The organism is Paenibacillus sp. FSL W7-1279 (genome assembly GCF_037969845.1).
In the GTDB taxonomy this organism is placed as follows: domain Bacteria; phylum Bacillota; class Bacilli; order Paenibacillales; family Paenibacillaceae; genus Paenibacillus_AQ.
In genome coordinates, this window is sequence record NZ_CP150215.1 from 3,164,500 (window position 1) to 3,185,005 (window position 20,506).

The following is a 20,506-nucleotide window of genomic DNA, read 5'->3' on the forward strand; positions in this document are numbered from 1 at the left end:
CCAACTTGGATCAATTAAATAAATGAAGAAGGTGATACCCACCCATGAACAAAATAACATTATTTAATGATGGATGGACATTTGCAAAAAGCAGTCTTGATCATACGGATTCGGCGAATCTGAAATTCCAACCCGTGGATATTCCCCATGATTGGCTTATTTATAACACGGAGAATTTATATGAAAACAGCATAGGCTGGTACCGGAAGCAATGGACGTGGAATGGCGATGGAGCTCAGGTTCTGCTGTGTTTTGACGGGGTGTATATGGATTCTTCCGTCTATGTCAATGGTCATTGCGTGGGTGAATGGAAGTATGGCTATTCCTCCTTCGAACACGAAATCACGGATTTCCTGGCAGAAGGGGAAAATGACATCGTTGTGAAGGTTGTGTTTCAAAGTCCGAACAGCCGGTGGTATTCGGGAGCGGGCATCTATCGTAATGTGTGGTTAAAGATAAGGGAAGCGAACCATATCGCAACAGACGGCATTTATATATCAACAAAATGTCAGGAAAATGAATGGTTGGTCGAAGTCGACACAGAAATGAATATCGTAGATGATGTGGTCATCAACCATACGCTCCTGAAGGATGGTCAGAGGATCGCAGAGGTGTCCAATTGCGTCAACGCTAGCAGCACTGGCAATTTAACGAATACACAAACGATAGCTGTTGAGCGTCCATGGCTCTGGAGCCCTGATGAACCTCATCTGTATCAGTTGGTTACCGAGATGCGGGTGACTGGAATGGATCTTCCGACTGACCAGTACGATGAAATGGTAGAATCGGTATCGCACAACGTGGGATTCCGCCATATTCAGCTTGATTCGAATCAGGGGTTCCTTCTGAACGGCCGCAAACTGAAATTGAACGGCGTATGCGAGCATCATGATCTCGGAGCTCTGGGTGCAGCGTTTAACAAAACGGCCTTAGCCAGAAGGTTTGCTATTCTGAAAGACATGGGGGTTAATGCGATCCGCACCGCTCACAATATGCCTGCGAAGGAATGGATGGATCTTGCGGATGAAATGGGGCTGCTGATCGTATCGGAAGCCTTTGATATGTGGGAAAGACCGAAAACCCCTTATGATTATGCAAGATTTTTCCCGGATTGGGTTCAGCGCGACGTGAAGAGCTGGGTCAAACGGGATCGGAACCATCCGTCCCTTATCATGTGGAGCATCGGGAATGAAATATATGATACCCATGCGGATGAGAGGGGGCAGGAAATAACAAGAATGCTGATGGCGGAGGTCCAAAGATACGATCCCAAGCAAAATGCAAGCGTTACCATCGGGTCGAATTATATGCCTTGGGATAACGCTCAGTTATGTGCCGATATCGTAAAGGTGGCAGGTTATAACTATGCCGAGAAGTATTACGAGAAGCATCATCAGGCACATCCGGATTGGATCATCTATGGCAGCGAGACCGCATCGGTCGTACAAAGCCGAGGCATCTATCATTTCCCGTTTGAAAAGTCCATTCTGGCCGATGACGACGAGCAGTGTTCCTCCCTTGGAAACAGCTCGACCAGTTGGGGGGCGAAATCGGCGGAGGCCTGCATTCTGGCAGAGCGAGATATGCCCTTCTCGCTGGGACAGTTTATATGGACCGGATTCGATTATATTGGAGAACCTACGCCGTATCATACCAAAAACTCTTATTTCGGACAGATCGATACGGCAACCTTCAAGAAGGATTCTTATTATATCTATCAAGCAGCCTGGACGGATTACAAAACGAAACCCATGGTGCATCTGCTGCCATACTGGGATTTCAACGACGGCCAAATGATCGATGTTCGCATCTGTTCCAATGCGCCAAGCGTCGAGCTGCAGCTGAATGGGGAAACCATCGGTACGCATGATATTGACCATGCACACGGAAGACAGCTGGTGGGTTGGTGGAAGATTCCTTATGCAAAAGGCGAATTGAAAGCGATCGCTTATGACGAAGCTGGCCGTATCGTGGCTGAGGATACAAGAACCTCTTTTGGCGATGCCAAGCGTATTGTTTTGTGCCCGGATAAAGAAGAATTAACAGCCGATGGAACAGACCTCATCTTCCTGGAAATTGCGATGGAGGATGAGGACGGCCATTCCGCCCTGAACGCGAATAACCGGGTAGAGGTGCATGTGACGGGTGCCGGGCGGTTGCTTGGACTCGATAACGGAGACAGCACGGATTACGATCCGTACAAAGGCCGGAGCCGAAGATTGTTCAGCGGCAAGCTGATGGCAATCATCGGAGCCACATTGGAGCCTGGCCCAATTCGAATCGAAGTGTCTTCCAATGGTTTGGAGAACCGATGCCTAGATCTGACATCCATCCCTGCGCAGGATGAATTGACAAAGGGCATATCGGCAAGCATGAATAACGAAGAGGGGCCGTGCCTCACGGGGAACATGCTCGAGCTTCCGCTTCGCAAGATTGAATTGATCAGCGAAGGAGTTCAATCATTTCATCCGTCCAATCGGCAAATGGTGGTGCGTGCCATGTTACATCCGCCGGAAACCTCTTATCAAGAGGTCGAATGGGCTGTCGTGAATGATGCCGGCATCGAATCCAATATCGCCGGTGTGGAAGCCGATGGCCATGAAGCCATCGTAACTGCTCTTGGCGACGGTGAGTTTCGTTTGAGATGTACGAGTCGGAACGGGACGGATAAAACCAAGCTCATCTCCCAGCTTGAATTTCAAGTTGACGGTTTGGGTGCGGCCTACAAAGATCCATACTCCTTCATCTCCGCAGGACTGTATGATTACAGTCAAGGTGATGTGGGGAACGGGAACGAAAGAGGCGTAGCTACGAGCAGAGACGGCGAGACGCAAGTCGGATTTCGGGACATCGATTTCGGTCCCCATGGCTCCGATACGATCACCATTCCGATATTTGCACTCTCAAGCGAAGCGTACTCGCTGCAAATCTGGGAAGGCATGCCTGGTGAGGAGGGCAGCTCCTTGCTGGCCGACTGCATTTATCAGAAAGAGTCCAAGTGGAACGTGTATCAGGAAGAAACCTACCGGCTATCCAAGAAGCTGCGCGGCATCACGTCAATATGCTTTGTCCTGCGCCAGAAGGTGCACATCAAAGGGTTTTATTTTCAAGCGGGGGATCGGGCCTTCGAGCAGCATTATGCCGCAGATGGTGATCGAATCTACGGAGATAGCTTTACGATTATGGATGACAAGGCTGTTGAAGGTATAGGAAATAATGTTTCCCTCGAGTTTGACCTAATGGATTTCTCAGAAGCAGGCACTTCAAAACTGATTGTGTACGGGCGCTCGGCCATAGATAAAAACACGATTCATATCCGGTTTGCCAATTCGGCGGGAGAAAGCAATCAGCTTGTTGAATTTACGCAAACTGATGGATACGAAGAGCAAGTGTTCGATCTGGAGCATGTGAACGGCAAACAGAAGGTGACGTTCATCTTCCTGCCGGGAAGCCAGTTTGATTTTGGCTGGTTCCGGTTTGTACGATCCGGTTCATAATACAAGGGGTGACTCAAGGCTGCTGATCCAATCGGCAGCCTTCTTTTGTTAGGAATTGAGGTAAGGTCCATCTGAACGGATCGATAGGATTTTAATTAACCCTGCGGTATAATTAAATGATCGACATACCTGGATGGAAGGGACCGTGATGGAAATGAAGCAAACCAATAAACCGAGGAGTAAAAGAGGGCGCAGGATTGTCATATGGACCCTGTCTATATTAGTCATTATTACCATAGCAGCTAGTGTTCTACTGGATTCTCTTACTTACAAACCGCTCGATGAAGCGAAAGCGGTGTTTCAAAGTGATACGAAAGTAGTTGTCGAACACCTCAAGGACGGCTATCGTTTCGAGCCGGTGGGCGGGGAGGTGACCCAGCCTGACATTATTTTTTATCCGGGTGGATTGGTGGAGCCTGAAAGTTATGCGCCTTTTGCCAAGAGAATGGCGGAGAAGGGGCACCGCGTATATATTGCATCCATGCCTTTGAATCTCGCCTTCTTCGGACAGAATAAAGCGGATTCCTTCATATCGGAGCATCAAGACAGACGTTATGTCATTGGCGGGCATTCCTTAGGCGGGGTTTTTGCTGCGAGATATGCTGCTGAACATGCGGATGTCATTGACGGGGTTTACTTCATGGCATCCTACGCGGATGATGGAGGCAAGCTAAACGGGTTGAATATGTCCGCGCTTCAAATCACCGGTACGCAGGATGGCGTTCTTGATCGAACCGAGTGGGAGGCTGCAAGAAAGAATCTGCCGAACGATACGACATACGTGGATATTGCGGGCGGCAATCACGGACAATTCGGTTCTTACGGTTTCCAAAAGGGAGACAACGAAGCTTCCTTAACCCCAGCAGAGCAGTTGATCGAAGTGACGGAAGCCATGGACCTCTGGATCCAGGGACTCGATTCGTTTCAACGCTGAAACTGAAATGTAACCCGATTGAAACTTCTACGTATATAGGTTATAAACATGGGTACATGTTAAACACTTAAAGAAGTTGAGGGATTCCATCATATGAATGTGGCGTATACAGACTATGCCGATACGGGATATCGGCGGGCTGAGCAGAAGGCAGCTCAGTATTTTGCATCACTTTATGTACAGGTTAAGGAAAAGAGTTATGTGCCGATCCTGACAGAGGACATTCTAATATGGAAAAGGAAGCATATTCATCGTCCTTCATGGCTGTCTTTTTTATCGCGCGGAAAGAAGAAACCGGATAGCCGGGATTATCATAAATATATCGGCTGGCTTCATTATACAGGCGAATTGGATAATTACTTGGATCGAAGCATTTCCTATATTTATATGAGAGACCTGGGGATGGACCTGAATTCGCCTGACACGAAGGCCCGAATTCGGCGCGTTGCCCAAGATACCAAGAAACTTCTGCTTCGCTCGACCAATAGGAACGGTGGAGGTACGCCGGATTACATGAGTTTGACCGGGCTGTACCGATGGGCACAGAAGGAAGGCATCGAGAATGCCGTGATTTGGGTCATAAACAAACTGAAGCTCGTGGCGACCCATATCCCGGAGGAGATGGATGCGGACCAAGCTCAACGCAAATTGATTAAAATTATCGTAGGCGTTGTTATGCACGTCATCGAGGATATGAATGTCGAGACATCGCCTGCGGAGCGCTCAGCCCGCCTTGATGATGCTATCCGGCTGGGATATTCCTATGGGTTGACCTATCCTTTTATAGACGATCTGCTCGATTCAAGGGTACTTAACGCTCAAGAGAAGGAACAGTACTCCCAGATGATACGTCAGGCGCTCCTTACTGGAACGGTACCGGAGCTTGGGCAGTGGAGCGGGAAGAACATGGATCTCGTTCAATTCGTTCATAAGGAACTTCGGGATGCATTTGAGTATATTCAGGGACACCAACACCCGGAAACGCAGCATGCTTTTTTCGAGCAGTCTAATGTGTTTTTTCATTCCCAGCATATTGACCGCATTAAGGATCTGGGCAATCCCAATTACAGTAACGAGGAATTATATCTGCCAATCATCCTGAAATCATCGTCCTCCCGCTTGATCGTCCGTTCCGTTATCAGCGCTTCGGCGGATGAAGGCTTTGAGGACCGAACCTTCTTCTACGGTATCTACAACCAGCTGGCCGATGATTTTGCCGATATGTTTCAGGATATGGAAGACGGGGCGGTAACCCCGTATACGTACTATTTAAAATATCGCGGTCAGCGTACGGATCTTATCAATCCTTTTGAAATGTACTGGGCGGTTATTTCCCATCTGATTCATGGGGTGTATCATTCGGACGCCAAGACGCGAGAGGTGATGCTGGACCGGGCCATTAACGGCCTGAAGCGTTGTAAGGAACGGGTCGGTGCTGAGAAATATAACGAAATCATGGATATTTTTGCATCCGGTAACCCGGAATTCAATCGGCTTGTCCAGCAAATGGTTCGAACAGCCGATCAGGTGGATTTCTTCGATAAGTTGCTGCGGGACCAGATGGTTACGGTGCTCCGAAACGAGCGGAAGGAAAAGGATTATTTTATCGATACCATTAAAACCGTTCGAAATGAGATTAACAACAGCTTGCAAATCGCAAAGCCCCTTGGCATTCCACCCATGAAAGAGTCGCTGATTGACGCCGCCAATTATACGCTCGATGGGGACGGAAAACGTCTAAGACCTATCTTGACTTGGGTTATGGCGGTCAACGAATACGGTTTGCAAGCTTCCGCCATCGTGCCGCTGCTAAGGTCGCTTGAATACATGCACACCGCTTCCTTAATATTCGATGATTTGCCGTCTCAGGATAACGCCTCTACCCGTAGAGGACGACCGACCCTGCATCGGGTTCATGATAGCGCCACGGCGGAAATCACCGGTTTGTTCCTGATTCAGAAGGCTATCGAAGAACAATCGTCCCTTGATGGGTTTGATCCCCAGACGGTATTAAAGCTGATTCAATATTCGTCTCAGCGAGCGGGAGATATGTGTTCGGGCCAGGCGATGGATTTGAATTCAAAAGGGAAGGCATTGTCTTTGGAGGAGCTGAATACGGTATGTTATTACAAGACGGGCATTGCCTTCGAGGCATCTCTCGTCATGCCTGCCATCCTCGCTCAGGTGAAGGAGACCGAAATTGCGACATTGAAGAAATTCGCCTACCATGCGGGCATTGCCTTTCAGATTCAGGATGATTTGCTTGATGTGCAGGGCGATATGGAGCAGCTCGGGAAACCCGGAGGACAGGATGCGGAGAATAATACATCGACCTTTGTGAGCATTTTGGGTCAGGAAGGCGCCAGTCGGGAAATGTGGGAGCATTATTGCCTGGCTATGGAGGCGCTGCAGGAGATGCCGCGCAATTCGGCGTTTCTCAAGCATTTATTAAATTACATGGTAAATCGAGATCGTTAAATTGCTTCTATTAAATTGTTAATGTTCAATCATGAGAAAAATATCCCGAGAGGAAGTGTTGGCGTGAATGCCAGCACTTTTTTAGGTTATGGCATTGGTTTAAGCCATGCTTGCTGCATGCGTGTTACAAGGATGATATTGTGCAAAAGCAGCAATTCAGAAGAAACACAGCGTATTCCCTATAGATACAATAAGCCCTATGATACGCTTTTAGCCAGCGACCTGCCGCCGATTGAAAGAACGCCCCGTCTGAGCACGCCGGTTAGTATCGTGGTTGGCGAACAAAGTCCTGAATCCATGCTGGAGGTTGGGAAGCAGCTAAGCCGAGCTATTCCAAACGCCAAAAACACGATTCTAGAGGGCCAAGATCATATGCCGGATCCGGAATGGTTGCTGCCATTACTCTCAAGCTTTCTTTACAAGTAGTTAAAGTGGAGAAGAATAAAAGCGAGATTGTTTTTTTGATAAAAAAGTACAGTTCTTGCTGCAAGGAATTTGGTATGATGACCTCATAGCCAATCCAACTTGATAGGGGGCAACAGGATTTGAAATGCAGAGCGGTGAAATCGTTCAACGCGCCATTGATTATATCGAGGATCATCTGACGGAATCACTGACACTTGAGGGGATTGCCGGCGTGGCGGCCATGTCGCTGCCCAATTTATACCGTTTGTTTCATAGCCTGACGGGACACCCCATTAAGGAATACATACGTAAACGCAGAATCAACGAAGCCGCCAACTGCTTGCGAAATAGCGACTTGCCGACCATCGATATCGGGTACCGCTGCGGATTTGAGTCGTATCCGACATTCATTAAAACCTTCAAGAGACTCACGGGACAGACTCCAGGACAATATCGAAGATCTCAGGTGGTTTACAGCTTCGAACGGATGAATCTGAAAGAGCATGTAAGCTATTTGGAAGAGCGGGCCTTATCAGAACGATTTCCTGAAGTAAGGGTCATCCGTCTGAATCCTCAGCAAGGGATCGGCCATCTCTTCGTTTCCGAGTATGAGGAGGGTATAGAGACCGCTGCGATCGATCATTTTCGCGAACGGTTGTCATCACACCGTATCGATCTCAATGGGCTGAGGCTCTTCGGTTGGAACGTGGACATGGAAGGTGAAACCAAGCCCTTCGGTTATCAACTGCTGGCTGTAGGCACGATGGAGCAAGCCGAGATGATGAAGCATTCGGAACTTTATTCCCTGACGCTTGCGGGTGGATTGTATGCAGTGGCCCGAACGCCGTCGGTAGCGGAAGACAGTATTCAAAACACCTGGAACCGTTTGTTCTCCGAGTGGCTGCCCCGCAGTGTGTTTGAGCAAGGAAAGCATGAGTTCATTGAAGAATATGCGCTGAACCGGGATCAAATTGTTCGGATGAAGCTTTATCTTCCGGTGGAACGAAGCAAGCTGGTGAAACCTATTGAAATCGTGCAGTTGTCTTCGCTTAAGGTGATGCGCTTTCGAAGGACGGGTATAGATTGCGTCAAACAAGCGGATGAAGCTTCCATTGCCTGGTTATGCCGTAATGGATTGATGGAAGATTCGCGAATCCGCATATTCATGCACTGTGACGGTGGACTGCTGGATGAATGCTCTGTTTATGAGGTTTATATAGCTCCTCCTGAGGATTTTCTTCCTTCCTGTGAAGAAGCAGATCTACAAGTTGAGCTTGAAGGCGGAATGTATGCTTGTCTGGAGTCAGGTGCCGCTGGCACGATGACAGGTGTACTTGAAAGAGTGGATCGATGGCTCGATATGTCAACCGAGTATAGGCCGGATCCAGGACGCTTTTGGTATGCGAGTTATTTGCCTAAAGAAGAGGCGGATCTCGGGATGATCAGAGTGAAGTGTTATGTTCCTGTTCAAATCATGTCATGAGCATAAGAATGGAGGGAGTTCATGGGCCGATTGCCTATCGAAAGAGTGCAGCCGGAGGGGTATCGTCCGTTTACGACACCACGCGTGTTAAAAATGATACATGGAGGCAAAAATATGAGCGAAGTGCGTGATAATCTCAACTATGCAGAGGTAAGTCCGATTAAGAACAAAGTGGGCAGCATATTCATCCCGGTTCGGGATATCGAAAGGTCGCGCAGCTGGTACTGCCGTGTACTCGGAATAGCGGAAGATGATTGCCAGGTGATGAATGGTCATTTATGCCCTTTGCCCATGGAAGGAACGGGCGTGATTCTGGATACCATGCCGAAGTGGGGAGGAGATCAGCCGGGGGGAGCCCCATCTATCGATACTCCTGCGTTCATGCTGCTGACAGAAGATCTGGAAGGATCGTTAGCTTACATGAAAAAGCTCGGAGTAGAGCTCGTGACGGAAATTGAACATCATCATTGGTTCGTCATAAAGGATCCCGATGGAAACAAACTTATGATATGTCGTGAATAAGTAACCCGATTTTGAAACCATACATGAGATTGCGATTTACGTAAAAAGGGTACGTCGAGCTTGGGAATGTTCCATTCACTGAAAAAAACATTGGTGGTAGTAAAAGGTAGATATTGAAGGAACTCTAGGCCGGGGCTTGCACCGGCTTTTTTGATAGGATAGGAACTATGGAATATTGATATAAATGTAAAAAAATATAAATTGAGGTTGATAGTGGTATATAATGAACCTATAATGGAAATGTAAGCGCATTATTTTACGTAATGTCCTCGAACAACAAGTGGATTTACCATCATAGATTGGTTGCATGGCAAATCATAGAGAACGAGAAAGAGAGGTGACACGAAGCTTAGTAGACGGTTCGCTAGAAGAACAGCTATGAGGTGCACTGGTATCCATGAAGCCTTTAATTCGATCATAATTAGGAGGGAACATGATGCTAAGAAAAGGAATAAGTGTCGTTATACTGTTCAGTCTTCTGGTCGTTCTAATGCCTGTCAACAAAGTCAATGCCGCACCGAACTGGAATTTGGTATGGAGTGACGAGTTCAATGGGACCTCGCTCAACAGAGCCAATTGGACACCGGAAATCGGTACCGGCAGCGGCGGATGGGGAAACAATGAGCTGCAGTATTATACCGACCGGGCACAGAATGTTCAGGTAACTGGCGGTAACCTTGTCATTACAGCGCAGAAGGAATCCTACGGCGGGATGAACTACACTTCTGCCCGGATCAAAACCCAGGATTTGAAGAGCTTTACTTACGGGAAAGTAGAGGCGCGGATCAAGCTGCCATCGGGTCAAGGTCTATGGCCGGCGTTCTGGATGCTGGGAAGCAATATCAGTTCGATCGGCTGGCCGAAAAGCGGAGAAATTGACATTATGGAACGGGTAAACCATAACCCTTACGTGAATGGTACCGTACACTGGGATGCAGGAGGGCATGCCGAATATGGACGAGTATCCGGCAATTTGGATTTCTCCCAGTTCCATGTCTACAGCATAGAGTGGGATTCCAAATATATTCGTTGGTTTGTAGACGGTCAGCAGTTCAATGAATTCTATATTGAGAATGGAACCGGCAATACCGAGGAATTCCAGCGCCCGTTCTTTCTATTATTGAATCTGGCAGTCGGCGGAAATTGGCCTGGAAGTCCGAACAATTCCACGCCGTTCCCATCGCAGATGCTGGTGGATTATGTACGCGTGTATCAAGACAGTGGTGCATCGAACGTGATCAGTGATGGGATTTACACGATCGCTTCCAAGGCGAGCGGCAAAGTGATGGATGTTGTGGATGTCTCCATGGCAAGGGGAGCCAAGATTCAGCAGTGGACCAACTACGTTGCCAATAATCAAAGATTCAGGGTAGAAAGCACCGGAGACGGGTACTACAAGCTCACAGCCGTGCACAGCGGAAAGGTTCTTGATGTGCCGAATTCGTCCACAGCCACCGGCGTTCAGCTGCAGCAATGGGACGATAATGGATCGAATGCGCAGCGATGGAGAATCGTTGATGTTGGCGGAGGGTATTACAAACTTGTGTCCAAAGTAAGCGGACTGGCAGTCGATGTAGCCAGTGCGTCCACAGCAGATGGGGCGGTTGTCCAGCAGTGGACGGATAATGGTACGGATGCGCAGAAATGGATGTTCACCAAAATTAACTAAACTTGGACAAGCAGCTCCGTAAGGGGCTGCTTGTTTGGTTATGAAGAAGGTTGGCTTATTCCTGTTCCGGCTGACGAGCTGCATGCCCGTTTGGTATAATGGATGGAAAAATCCGGAGGAATCAGGAAACATGCAACCAGTTCTTTTTACGAACGGAAATCTCTTTTTACCCCATAGCGCTTCAACAGTGGATTCGATATTTGTGGAAGACGGAATCATTCGTGCTATTGGAAGCGCAGCCGACCTGCGACTTCAGCTGGCGGATCGGAAGTATCGAACGGTGGATTGGGATGGCGCCTTCGTTTTACCTGGCCTGGTCGATGCGCATATGCATCTCGGTATGCATGGACTGAAGCTTGGCATGCTTGATTTCACTGAGGCTACCTCTAAGGAAGAGATGCTGGCTATGCTTAGGGAAAGGGTCGCGGTTACGCAGCCTGGCGAGTGGATCATGGGGTTGAACTGGAATGAACATAACTTTCCAGACCGTCAGATTCCGAGCATGCAGGAACTCGACGACATGACAACGGAACATCCAGTCTATCTAACCAGGACCTGCTTCCATGCTTACCTTGGTAATTCGGAAGCCTTCCGAAGAGCGGGTGTTACATCAGACACGCCAGATCCGGAGTCCGGCGCTTTCGGCCGGGATGCCGATGGTCGGTTAAACGGCCGCATTTACGAGAATGCATCGATACCTTTTGCCATGGTGCAGCCGGAGCCTGATCCCGCCAGCCTGAAATTAGCGATGCTGGAGGCGTGCCGTGATGCGCTGCGTTTAGGCCTTACGGCAGCTCATACGGAGGATCTCCGCTTGCTTGGAAGTGTGGAAGCAATGCAGCGGATTCATAGAGAGCTAAGAGAGGAGGGACTGCACTTTCGTACCCATCAGCTGATGTTTCATGGTTATCTTGATGAAATGAAAGAGCTGGGCCTTAAGCCGGGCAGCGGCAACGATTGGAACCGTATTGGGGCCGTCAAATTATTCGCGGACGGGGCGGTTGGCGGAAGAACGGCGCTGCTAAAGGATCCCTACCATGATGCGCCTCATACTAGGGGGCTGGCTATGCATACTTTAGAGGAGCTAAGGGAAATCGTTGGCAGAGCGCGTCATCTGGGCTTTCCCGTTGCATTTCATGCGATTGGGGACGGCGCGGCAGCGTTGATGACGGATGTGCTTGAACTTTATCCATTAAGTCGGGATTCGAAACTTCCGGACCGATTTATCCATGCCCAAATTGTACACCCGGATACGGTGAAGCGAATGAGTAAGCTGAATCTGGCCGTTGACCTGCAGCCCCGGTTTGTAGCCAGCGATTTCCCTTGGGTGTTGGAGCGTGTGGGCCCTGATCGGACAAGCTATTTGTATGCGTGGAAGAAGTGGCTGCGCTCCGGACTGCCTTGTCCCGGAGGAAGCGATGCTCCCATAGAGCCGCTAAGCCCGCTGCTCGGGATTCATGCTGCAATGACGAGACGGAAGCCGGATGAGAGACATGATGGATATATGCCGGAGGAAAAGCTGAGCTTAACGGAAGCGATTGAATTGTTTACGATCGGTGGTGCCAAGGCGGCCGGAGAATCAGGGCAGCGGGGAACGATAGCAATAGGGAAATATGCTGATTTTACCGTTGTGGATCGTTGCTTGCATGATGCTATGGATCCGGATGAACTGCTGAAGACGAAGATCAGAATGACGATTGTGAACGGGGAAATCGGTTATACGCAGTAACTTATCCAATCGAGCAGTCCAGCAAAGGACTTGCTCGATTTGTATTTATGGATGATTTTTAATGACACAGAGATGGGTTATCGACTTGAGCCTTACTTGACGACATGGTATATTGTGAAGTTGCCGGCAAAATCGTCGTACAGCATGAGGGGATGATCTTAAGCAAAACGTTAGTGGAGATTAGAGAACATGTGGGTTATCCGGATAAACATTCAAACCATGGGATATAACGGCTACATCGTTGGTTAGTGTGAAAAACAGGCGCAATTGCGTCGTTGTTTCATATATTTAAAGAGACTGAAGAGTCGAAGAAGGGAGGAAGCCAATGAACTTAAAATGGAAGACATATCTCCCGCTGTTATGGATCCTGGCCATTCCTGTGCTTAACATTTTTTATGGGATATTGAACCATGCACATACGCCGGTAAAAAGCTTAATGACGGATCTTGACTCTGCAATTCCGTTTGTACCGATATTCATTATACCGTATCTGGTATGGTACCCTTTTATCATTATTATGCTGTTTCTGTTCTGTTCCAGAGACCGAAATGTATATTATCGAACACTATTGACCCAGTGTATTGGACTCATCGCGTGTTACATTATCTTTTTCTTGTTCCAGACGACGGTAGAGCGGCCGCTGCTTGTAGGCACAGGGGTTCTTGACCGGTTGGTAAATCTGGTGTACAGCACCGACAATCCGTACAACTGTTTCCCAAGCATCCATGTTCTGACCAGCTACTTGATGATAAAAGGGGCAGCAGCTAGTGCAGGCTTTACGAATAAAGATCGGGTGGCGGTGCATATCTTTGCTTGGTCGATCATTGTGTCCACGCTATTCGTGAAACAGCATGTCCTGCTGGACGTGGCGGGTGCCATCGCACTAGTTGAGATTTTGTGGTTTGGGGTAGGGAAATTATCTATAGGACACCGTGCTAAAAACCGGGGAGTTATCGTCCACGGGGAGAATATGTAGGAGCAATGAAAGTCCGGATAGACCGAAAGCCGTTTAACTTGCAAGCATTGTGTACGAAATCGAACGATAAAAGCCGCGTTTATAGGAAAAAATGTCATCATCATGTTACAGGAGAAGCCATAAGAATGATTCGGAACACCGAAAAGCTCATCAGAGATTTCAAGAACAATCCCAGGATGGATGGAACGATTCTGGCATCATACTGCCGGATCACTTCCCTGTATGGTGACCGGAATGACGCAGCCGCCTTATTCCGACTGTTTGCAGAGGAGCCTTCCGATTACAAGCGTTCCCTGCTGCTTGATCCGATTATGAGATGCGGAGATCAGGAGCTGGCAGAGGATATAGCGCGTGTTTGTTTTGATGGGAAGAAACTTAAGGAGAACATGCCTGGCGAGATTTTGCATGTTCTCGGGTACTTGGACTATGACCGCATGATGGATTATATGGTGGCGTGCATAACCGCAATTGATTGGTATTTATCGAAAGCTGCCTGTATCGGCTTGATGCATCTCCCTTGCGAGCGTTATGGCGAGATATTCGCTGATGAGATGGAGCGGGTTTACGGACAACCGCTTTTTCCCGAATTTCTCCCGGCGCTATGTTTCAAATTCACCGATGCCCGGATGGTTCCCCGTCTTATGGAGTGGGGGGAGCAGGCCTCTACGGATTGCAATGCGGGATTGATCCTGGGCATCGCTGCATTTGGCCGATCGCAACAGGCGAAGGTCCGACGTATTTTGATGGAACCGAAATGGGAGATGGATGCAACCGGAACCGGAAGTCACTGGTGGGGCTACATGTCCATGCAAATGTCCGAAGTGACGTTCAGTCAGCTTATTTCGGATATGAAGGATAGGATGCCGCTGGATTTACATAAAAATGAGACGTTAGAGGTAGAGGCGTTCATTGTTCACAGCCTGCAGGTGCTGCATGATTTGATGGAAGTGAAGCTGAGTGATGATCTTCATCCTCTCCGTTTTGCTGCGACGAATAATGAGCGGTTCTCCGATCTCTACGCGCAGTTGTTTCAATGGAGCAACGAGTATGAAGATGATTCCATGATAGGCCGGATCCAACATGTTTTGGGATACGATCACCCGATGGTGAATCAATACATAGTATTAAGAACGAGGATGGAAATGGCGATCCGCCGGGAAATGGAACTGGAGGCACTGCGACTTCAGCCATAAAATGGTTCCGACAGGTGTGCATCGATGGAACAGCTCATGAAATCAGCCGAGTTTTCCGAAAATTTAATAAATAAGGTTTACCGCCGAAATGGTTTTATATATAATAATCATAACAAATGCGATGAAGAGACGAGTAAATAAACGAATTCTTGTACAGAGAGCTCCGGCAGCTGAAAAGGGGCAAAGCGTTCTTTATTGAAAAAAGACTCAGAGCAGCACATGGAACCCTCATTGAGAGGCGGATGGTGTGCCAGGAGCTCCTGTTATAGAGCTAGAGTATCTGCATTACCGTGTAATGCCGTACTCGATGAGGCGAATATGGTGACATATTGGCAAATTTGGGGTGGTACCGCGAGTATAACAATCTCGTCCCTAAGACTTATGGTCTTGGGGGTGGGATTTTTTTGTTATATCAAAAGAAATATGATGGTTCAAGGTAGGGTACCTACACGAATCACGCCGGATTGAATAGTTATCTAGAAGAAGCTCATTTACTGCATGCTTTTGTCCGTACGGTAGATCAAAGTCGATGTATGGGAAACATGACGCCACTATTGAAAGGATATGAGTAACGAATGTCTGAAAAACTTAAAGTCGGTATTGTCGGTGGAACGGGTATGGTCGGTCAACGTTTTATGCAACTGCTGGATGGGCATCCATGGTTCGAAGTCACTTCCATTTCTGCCAGCAAAAACTCAGCCGGCAAAACGTATGAAGAGTCGGTTCAGGGCCGCTGGAAGCTTGCCACGCCAATTCCCGAGCAGGTGAAAGGCATCATTGTGCAGGATGCTTCACAAGTGGAACAGGTAGCGGAAGAGGTTGATTTTGTATTTTGCGCGGTTGATATGAAGAAGAATGAGATACAGGCATTGGAAGAAGCTTATGCCAAAACGGGGACGCCCGTCATTTCCAACAATTCCGCCCATCGCTGGACGCCTGACGTTCCAATGGTCATTCCGGAAATTAATCCGGGTCATATTGACGTGATTGCCGCGCAGCGCAAACGTCTGGGAACGACAACCGGTTTCATTGCCGTGAAGCCGAATTGCTCCATTCAGAGTTATGTACCGGCGCTTCACGCTTTGCTTGATTACAAACCCACCCAGGTTGTTGCCTCCACCTATCAGGCGATTTCCGGTGCCGGTAAGAACTTCACCGATTGGCCGGATATGCTGGACAATGTGATACCGTATATCGGCGGGGAGGAAGAGAAGAGCGAGCAGGAGCCGCTGCGCATTTGGGGCAGCGTCGTGAACGGTGAGATCGTGAAAGCCCAATCGCCATTGATTACGACGCAATGCATTCGCGTACCCGTAACCGATGGTCACTTAGCTACCGTATTTGCATCGTTCGAGAACAAGCCTTCGAAGGATGAAATTCTGGACCGCTGGCAGCAGTTTAAGGGAAGACCGCAAGAGCTGAATCTTCCAAGTGCGCCGAAGCAGTTCATTACGTATTTCGAGGAAGAGAATCGCCCACAGACGAAACTGGACCGTGACATCGAGCGCGGCATGGGCGTATCGGTGGGCAGATTGCGTGAGGATTCCCTCTACGATTACAAATTCGTAGGACTCTCGCATAATACGCTGCGCGGCGCGGCTGGCGGAGCTGTTCTGATCGCTGAACTGCTGAAAGCCGAAGGTTACATTCAAGCGAAATAATAACTATACTCATTAAGAAAAAGGCGACTGCTTGATGCAGTCGCCTTTTTGTGGTCATTGTTCATGGTTCGTACATTGACGAAGTTCGTGTGTATCGTATATAGTGTAATTCGCGCTTCAATGCAAAAAAGCAAAGAAGCCGAAAAGCATAAAAGCAAAAAAGTTCATCTATATAGTCAAGTGGACGGGAAGAAGCCCTGTCATGACCAAGTTTAAGGAGTCTTAGCACCATGGAACGACATCTCAGTTTCTCAAAAAGCATCATTCTTATTGTGTTTATACTGGCAGTACTGTTTGTCTCTATCTTTCTTCTTAAGGCAGAGCCGCATATACCGCTTCTGGCAACAACCGTGGGTATCGCCTCCTTGCTGCGGTTGTTCGGGTTTTCCTGGAAGCATCTGGAATCCGCAATCATTCAAGGCATTCAAACGGCGATTATGCCGATTCTCATCCTTTCGCTCATCGGCATTCTGATTGCGGTATGGATGATGAGCGGCACCGTCCCGACCATTTTATACTATGGAATGGATTATATTGAACCGCATTATTTTGCCGTGAGTGCGTTATACGTGACCATCGTGGTGTCGATGTTTACCGGAAGCTCTTTCACGACGGTCAGTACGGTTGGCGTTGCCTTCATGGGGATTGCTGTAACGACCGGGATTTCTCCGGCACTGGCAGCAGGAGCGGTGATCTGCGGAGCTTGCTTTGGGGATAAAATGTCGCCGCTGTCCGACACAACGAACTTTGCTCCGGCGGTCGCCGGCATATCCTTGTTCACCCACATTGGCAACATGATGTACACTACGGTGCCGGCCCTGATCGTGACAACGATCTTTTTCCTGCTGGCACCAACGGCGAATAGCCTGGATTTAACATCGATAATTCAAATCAAGGCTGCGCTGAATGACGGATTCCATATTCATTGGCTAACGTTGCTATCGCCGATTGCGGTCATTGCCTGTTCCGTCAAGCGGATTCCGATCCTCCCTACGATCATTGTCGGCATTGTTACCGGACTCATCGTAACGGCCTTCGTTCAACAGCAGACGGCAGTCGATGTCTGGTTCAGCGTCATGCAGAGCGGTTACAAGAGCACGATCGCCAACGAGACCGTTGCTTCCATTGTCAACCGCGGCGGATTGCAATCGATGATGGGGTCCGTATCGCTGATATTGATTGCGTTATCCTTGGGAGGGCTGCTTCAGCATTGCGGCGTCATTGAAGCCTTCTTCCGCAAAGTCATGCAGCCGCTGAAGCGGAAGAGCAGTATCGTTCTGATGACCGGGGCGTCTGCGATTGCGGTCAATGGCATGACAGGTGAGCAGTATTTATCGATCCTTTTGCCTGGTCAAATGTTCAAGGAGGAATATGTCCGCCGAGATCTTCCGGCGAAGACGTTGTCCCGTACATTGGAGGATTGCGGTACGCTTGTTAACCCGCTGATACCATGGGGGGTAAGCGGTGCCTTCTTCGCTGCTACGCTTGGAATTCCGGTCATTGAATATGCGCCGTATGCAACTTTCTTGTGGTTAAGCCCGCTCTTTACATTTGCCTATGCCTTGATACCGCGATTACAGCGGAACTCGCTGGGCAGGAAGATCTAAGGGTAACCGAATAAACATGGATCCTCTGTTTGACCTTGCCTTCCGGATAGGGGAGACAGGGTCTTTTTGATTTAAGCGATTTAGACCCAACCTGTTCTTCGATACAACTGATATGATGGAAAGTGATGTGCAGCCAACAATCGCGGATTCATTCTTACGGGAGGGGATATTAGCATGAACCATAGGAAAGATAACGAGCTAACCGCTGCGGCGCTGATGGAATTGCATGTTCAGGCGATGTTTACGCATGACCGGGATATGCGAATTCGCTTTATTAACGAGCCTTGGCCGGGAGAGGAGCTAGCCCCGAGGTTTTTCATGGGTCGAACGATAGACGGCTCTTCGATCTGCAGGTTTCGTCATGATGTTCCCGCAGGAATTGCCGGGCAATTGAGGGCTTTGGTTGAAGATGAGCCGATCGTAACTGAAGAGGTTCAGACGAGGCCTAAACATTTTGCAGCTTATATGAACCTCCTTCGCACTGAGCACTATTCGAGCGGACCTTGTTATTGGATACCTGATCAAACAACGCAGGTCAATCAGACGGTAAGGATCACCCCGGGAAATATTCGCGAATATTCGCTCGACGGTTTTGAATGGCTGACCACGGAAATCGATTATGACCAGCCTTGTGTTGCGCTCATTCATGAGAATAGGGTGGTATCGGTTTGCCGCAGCGTTCGGATTACAGAACGAGCTCACGAAGCTGGGCTTGAAACGTTAGAGGAATGTCGTGGAAGAGGTTATGCGGCTGCTGTTGTTGCCGGATGGGCCATAGAGGTGCAAAAGATGGGCGCGCTGGCGTTGTACAGTACTTTATGGGAAAATAGCTCTTCCCGGAGAGTGGCAAATAAATTAGGGTTGTCCTATTACGGGGTTAACTTCACGATCAGATGACATGCTGGGCAGCGTAGACTCCTTACTGTATGAAGCCATAAAGAAATCCCTCAATAAAGTTGAGGGATGAAGTGAAGTACTCCATGATGATGTGAAATGATTAGCTCGAGCTGCCTCTTCTGTTCTTATAATAGCCATGACCTTGGTTGCCATGCCTGTGTTTGTAATCGGATGAGGAACCTTTACGACGCGAATAGCCATGACTGCTGCTGTATTTTCTTCCATAATTCTTCGCGGAACTGCTGTAACGCTTACGGCCATGACTATGGGATGTAGAGTGGAGAAGCTTATTCATGATCTTTCTTAACATGCGAAAACATCCTCCTTTCTTGTTCGTCATCATTCCATATAATTTAATCGGATCGTAACATAAATGAAACCCCATAATCAAATTAAAGGCTGCCCTTCTTATCAGGAGGGGTAGTCTCTTGCTTTAGCGAGCGACTTCAGCTCGTGCATGAACTGCAAAGAACTTGAGTAAGGTTCACTCAATTGCATCAAGCGTCTAATCATGTTCTGCAGTTCAATCGAAAGATGAAGTTCTTCCTGCCAGCTTCGCTCCACGGTTGCACCCCGGTTGTTGTGATCCGGTTCGTAGGTGGAATAGAGCATGAACAGCATAAAGTGACCGATGTCGCGGAGATCCTCGCTTTCCTTCGAGTCCTTATATTGAACAGAGGACGCCGAGCTGTCTGCCTTGAACTTTTTCCGTACAGGTGCTTGGAGCGGAGGGGGCTCACCAATCCTTCTCGCGAGTCCGAAATCAATAAGTTGGATCCTGCCATCCTTAAACAGTACGTTCGGAATCCGCAGATCAAGATGAACATAGCCTTGGTCGTGTATGTATCGGACCAGCTTCAGAAGCTGCAGCGTGATCTCGATGCATTCGACTTCTCCGTATTTCATGTCTTGTTCGAATATTAAATCTTCAAGCGTATCACCGTTCATATAAGACATGACCAGATAAGTATGGCGGTTGTCTGTGAAAAAATCCCGATATGCCGGAATTTGCGGATGTTGGAGAGAACGTAATATCGCTGCCTCACGGTTCAGCAATTCTTTGGCGTAATCGCCTTTGCTGGGTCTCGACTGTTTAACAGCCACCACGTTTCCGCTCTGTTGATCCCTGCATTTATAGATGATGCCGTAACTTCCTTCCCCAATCCTCTGTTGAACAGTGTAACGATTCCCCAGTACCGTATTTTGTTCAGCCGGGTAATCCCGCCAAGCGTTTATAAAGGAGCTTAAGTATGAGAATAAGCGCATATCGATTCCAATCTCTCCCTTGGGTCCGTTTGATCTTCCGGAGCAAGTGCTATTCCTATTTATCGTACATGATAAGTTTAACTAAAGATAGTTCAGCTAACTGCCGGGGCTCAGTCGAGATTCATTCGATTGGAGGTTTTTAGTATGTCTGGTCTTCAATCTGAGTTACGATCAGGTGTCCTTATTTTG

The 20,506-nt window shown here is 48.4% G+C and carries 15 protein-coding genes and 1 other annotated feature; of the genes, 13 read left to right on the forward strand and 2 right to left on the reverse strand.

Annotated features, from left to right (window positions below; translation table 11 throughout):
• Positions 1–44: 44 nt before the first annotated feature.
• From MKY82_RS14130 to aac(2')-IIb, 13 genes are all read left to right on the forward strand, one after another.
• Entirely contained in the window at positions 45–3,497 is a 3,453-nt protein-coding gene (locus MKY82_RS14130) for a glycoside hydrolase family 2 TIM barrel-domain containing protein (protein ID WP_339296357.1), read from the forward strand.
• Positions 3,498–3,645: 148 nt separating this feature from the next.
• Positions 3,646–4,431, forward strand: a complete 786-nt coding sequence (locus tag MKY82_RS14135) for an alpha/beta hydrolase (protein ID WP_308116306.1) — start codon at positions 3,646–3,648, stop codon at positions 4,429–4,431.
• Between the two features lie 93 nt (positions 4,432–4,524).
• The gene (locus MKY82_RS14140) at positions 4,525–6,909 is read left to right on the forward strand and encodes a polyprenyl synthetase family protein (protein WP_339296358.1); all 2,385 of its coding nucleotides are present in this window, start codon (positions 4,525–4,527) and stop codon (positions 6,907–6,909) included.
• 63 nt (positions 6,910–6,972) lie between these two features.
• Complete coding sequence (locus tag MKY82_RS14145) at positions 6,973–7,335, forward strand: hypothetical protein (protein ID WP_339223616.1); 363 nt, start codon at positions 6,973–6,975, stop codon at positions 7,333–7,335.
• A gap of 124 nt (positions 7,336–7,459) precedes the next feature.
• Positions 7,460–8,797 (forward strand): AraC family transcriptional regulator, encoded by a 1,338-nt coding sequence (locus tag MKY82_RS14150; RefSeq protein ID WP_339296359.1) that lies wholly within the window; start codon positions 7,460–7,462, stop codon positions 8,795–8,797.
• 21 nt (positions 8,798–8,818) lie between these two features.
• Positions 8,819–9,319, forward strand: coding sequence for a VOC family protein (locus tag MKY82_RS14155; protein ID WP_194542343.1), 501 nt, complete (start codon positions 8,819–8,821; stop codon positions 9,317–9,319).
• Between the two features lie 436 nt (positions 9,320–9,755).
• A complete protein-coding gene (locus MKY82_RS14160) occupies positions 9,756–10,988 on the forward strand; it encodes an RICIN domain-containing protein (RefSeq protein ID WP_194544759.1) in 1,233 nt (410 codons plus the stop codon).
• Between the two features lie 130 nt (positions 10,989–11,118).
• On the forward strand, positions 11,119–12,717 hold the full coding sequence (locus MKY82_RS14165) for an amidohydrolase (protein ID WP_339296360.1): 1,599 nt from the start codon (positions 11,119–11,121) through the stop codon (positions 12,715–12,717).
• A gap of 325 nt (positions 12,718–13,042) precedes the next feature.
• On the forward strand, positions 13,043–13,693 hold the full coding sequence (locus MKY82_RS14170) for a phosphatase PAP2 family protein (protein WP_194542345.1): 651 nt from the start codon (positions 13,043–13,045) through the stop codon (positions 13,691–13,693).
• A gap of 125 nt (positions 13,694–13,818) precedes the next feature.
• The gene (locus tag MKY82_RS14175) at positions 13,819–14,886 is read left to right on the forward strand and encodes a hypothetical protein (RefSeq protein ID WP_339296361.1); all 1,068 of its coding nucleotides are present in this window, start codon (positions 13,819–13,821) and stop codon (positions 14,884–14,886) included.
• A gap of 112 nt (positions 14,887–14,998) precedes the next feature.
• Positions 14,999–15,263 (forward strand) — a binding site (T-box leader).
• Between the two features lie 198 nt (positions 15,264–15,461).
• Positions 15,462–16,547, forward strand: coding sequence for an aspartate-semialdehyde dehydrogenase (gene asd, locus MKY82_RS14180; RefSeq protein ID WP_339296362.1), 1,086 nt, complete (start codon positions 15,462–15,464; stop codon positions 16,545–16,547).
• Positions 16,548–16,777: 230 nt separating this feature from the next.
• On the forward strand, positions 16,778–18,154 hold the full coding sequence (gene nhaC, locus MKY82_RS14185; protein ID WP_194542348.1) for a Na+/H+ antiporter NhaC: 1,377 nt from the start codon (positions 16,778–16,780) through the stop codon (positions 18,152–18,154).
• Between the two features lie 174 nt (positions 18,155–18,328).
• Entirely contained in the window at positions 18,329–19,051 is a 723-nt protein-coding gene (aac(2')-IIb, locus tag MKY82_RS14190) for a kasugamycin N-acetyltransferase AAC(2')-IIb (protein WP_339296363.1), read from the forward strand.
• Positions 19,052–19,151: 100 nt separating this feature from the next.
• Here aac(2')-IIb and MKY82_RS14195 read toward each other — a convergent pair whose 3' ends face one another.
• Both MKY82_RS14195 and MKY82_RS14200 read right to left on the reverse strand, forming a co-directional pair.
• Positions 19,152–19,361 (reverse strand): hypothetical protein, encoded by a 210-nt coding sequence (locus tag MKY82_RS14195; protein WP_100539335.1) that lies wholly within the window; start codon positions 19,359–19,361, stop codon positions 19,152–19,154.
• Positions 19,362–19,462: 101 nt separating this feature from the next.
• Entirely contained in the window at positions 19,463–20,317 is an 855-nt protein-coding gene (locus MKY82_RS14200; protein WP_339296364.1) for a protein kinase, read from the reverse strand.
• Positions 20,318–20,506 lie beyond the last annotated feature (189 nt).

Coding starts and splice junctions, on each gene's coding strand:
- MKY82_RS14130 (WP_339296357.1), top strand. CDS start 45: ATGAACAAAATAACATTATTTAATGATGGATGGACATTTGCAAAAAGC.
- MKY82_RS14135 (WP_308116306.1), top strand. CDS start 3,646: ATGGAAATGAAGCAAACCAATAAACCGAGGAGTAAAAGAGGGCGCAGG.
- MKY82_RS14140 (WP_339296358.1), top strand. CDS start 4,525: ATGAATGTGGCGTATACAGACTATGCCGATACGGGATATCGGCGGGCT.
- MKY82_RS14150 (WP_339296359.1), top strand. CDS start 7,460: ATGCAGAGCGGTGAAATCGTTCAACGCGCCATTGATTATATCGAGGAT.
- MKY82_RS14155 (WP_194542343.1), top strand. CDS start 8,819: ATGGGCCGATTGCCTATCGAAAGAGTGCAGCCGGAGGGGTATCGTCCG.
- MKY82_RS14160 (WP_194544759.1), top strand. CDS start 9,756: ATGCTAAGAAAAGGAATAAGTGTCGTTATACTGTTCAGTCTTCTGGTC.
- MKY82_RS14165 (WP_339296360.1), top strand. CDS start 11,119: ATGCAACCAGTTCTTTTTACGAACGGAAATCTCTTTTTACCCCATAGC.
- MKY82_RS14170 (WP_194542345.1), top strand. CDS start 13,043: ATGAACTTAAAATGGAAGACATATCTCCCGCTGTTATGGATCCTGGCC.
- MKY82_RS14175 (WP_339296361.1), top strand. CDS start 13,819: ATGATTCGGAACACCGAAAAGCTCATCAGAGATTTCAAGAACAATCCC.
- asd (WP_339296362.1), top strand. CDS start 15,462: ATGTCTGAAAAACTTAAAGTCGGTATTGTCGGTGGAACGGGTATGGTC.
- nhaC (WP_194542348.1), top strand. CDS start 16,778: ATGGAACGACATCTCAGTTTCTCAAAAAGCATCATTCTTATTGTGTTT.
- MKY82_RS14195 (WP_100539335.1), bottom strand. CDS start 19,361: ATGTTAAGAAAGATCATGAATAAGCTTCTCCACTCTACATCCCATAGT.
- MKY82_RS14200 (WP_339296364.1), bottom strand. CDS start 20,317: ATGCGCTTATTCTCATACTTAAGCTCCTTTATAAACGCTTGGCGGGAT.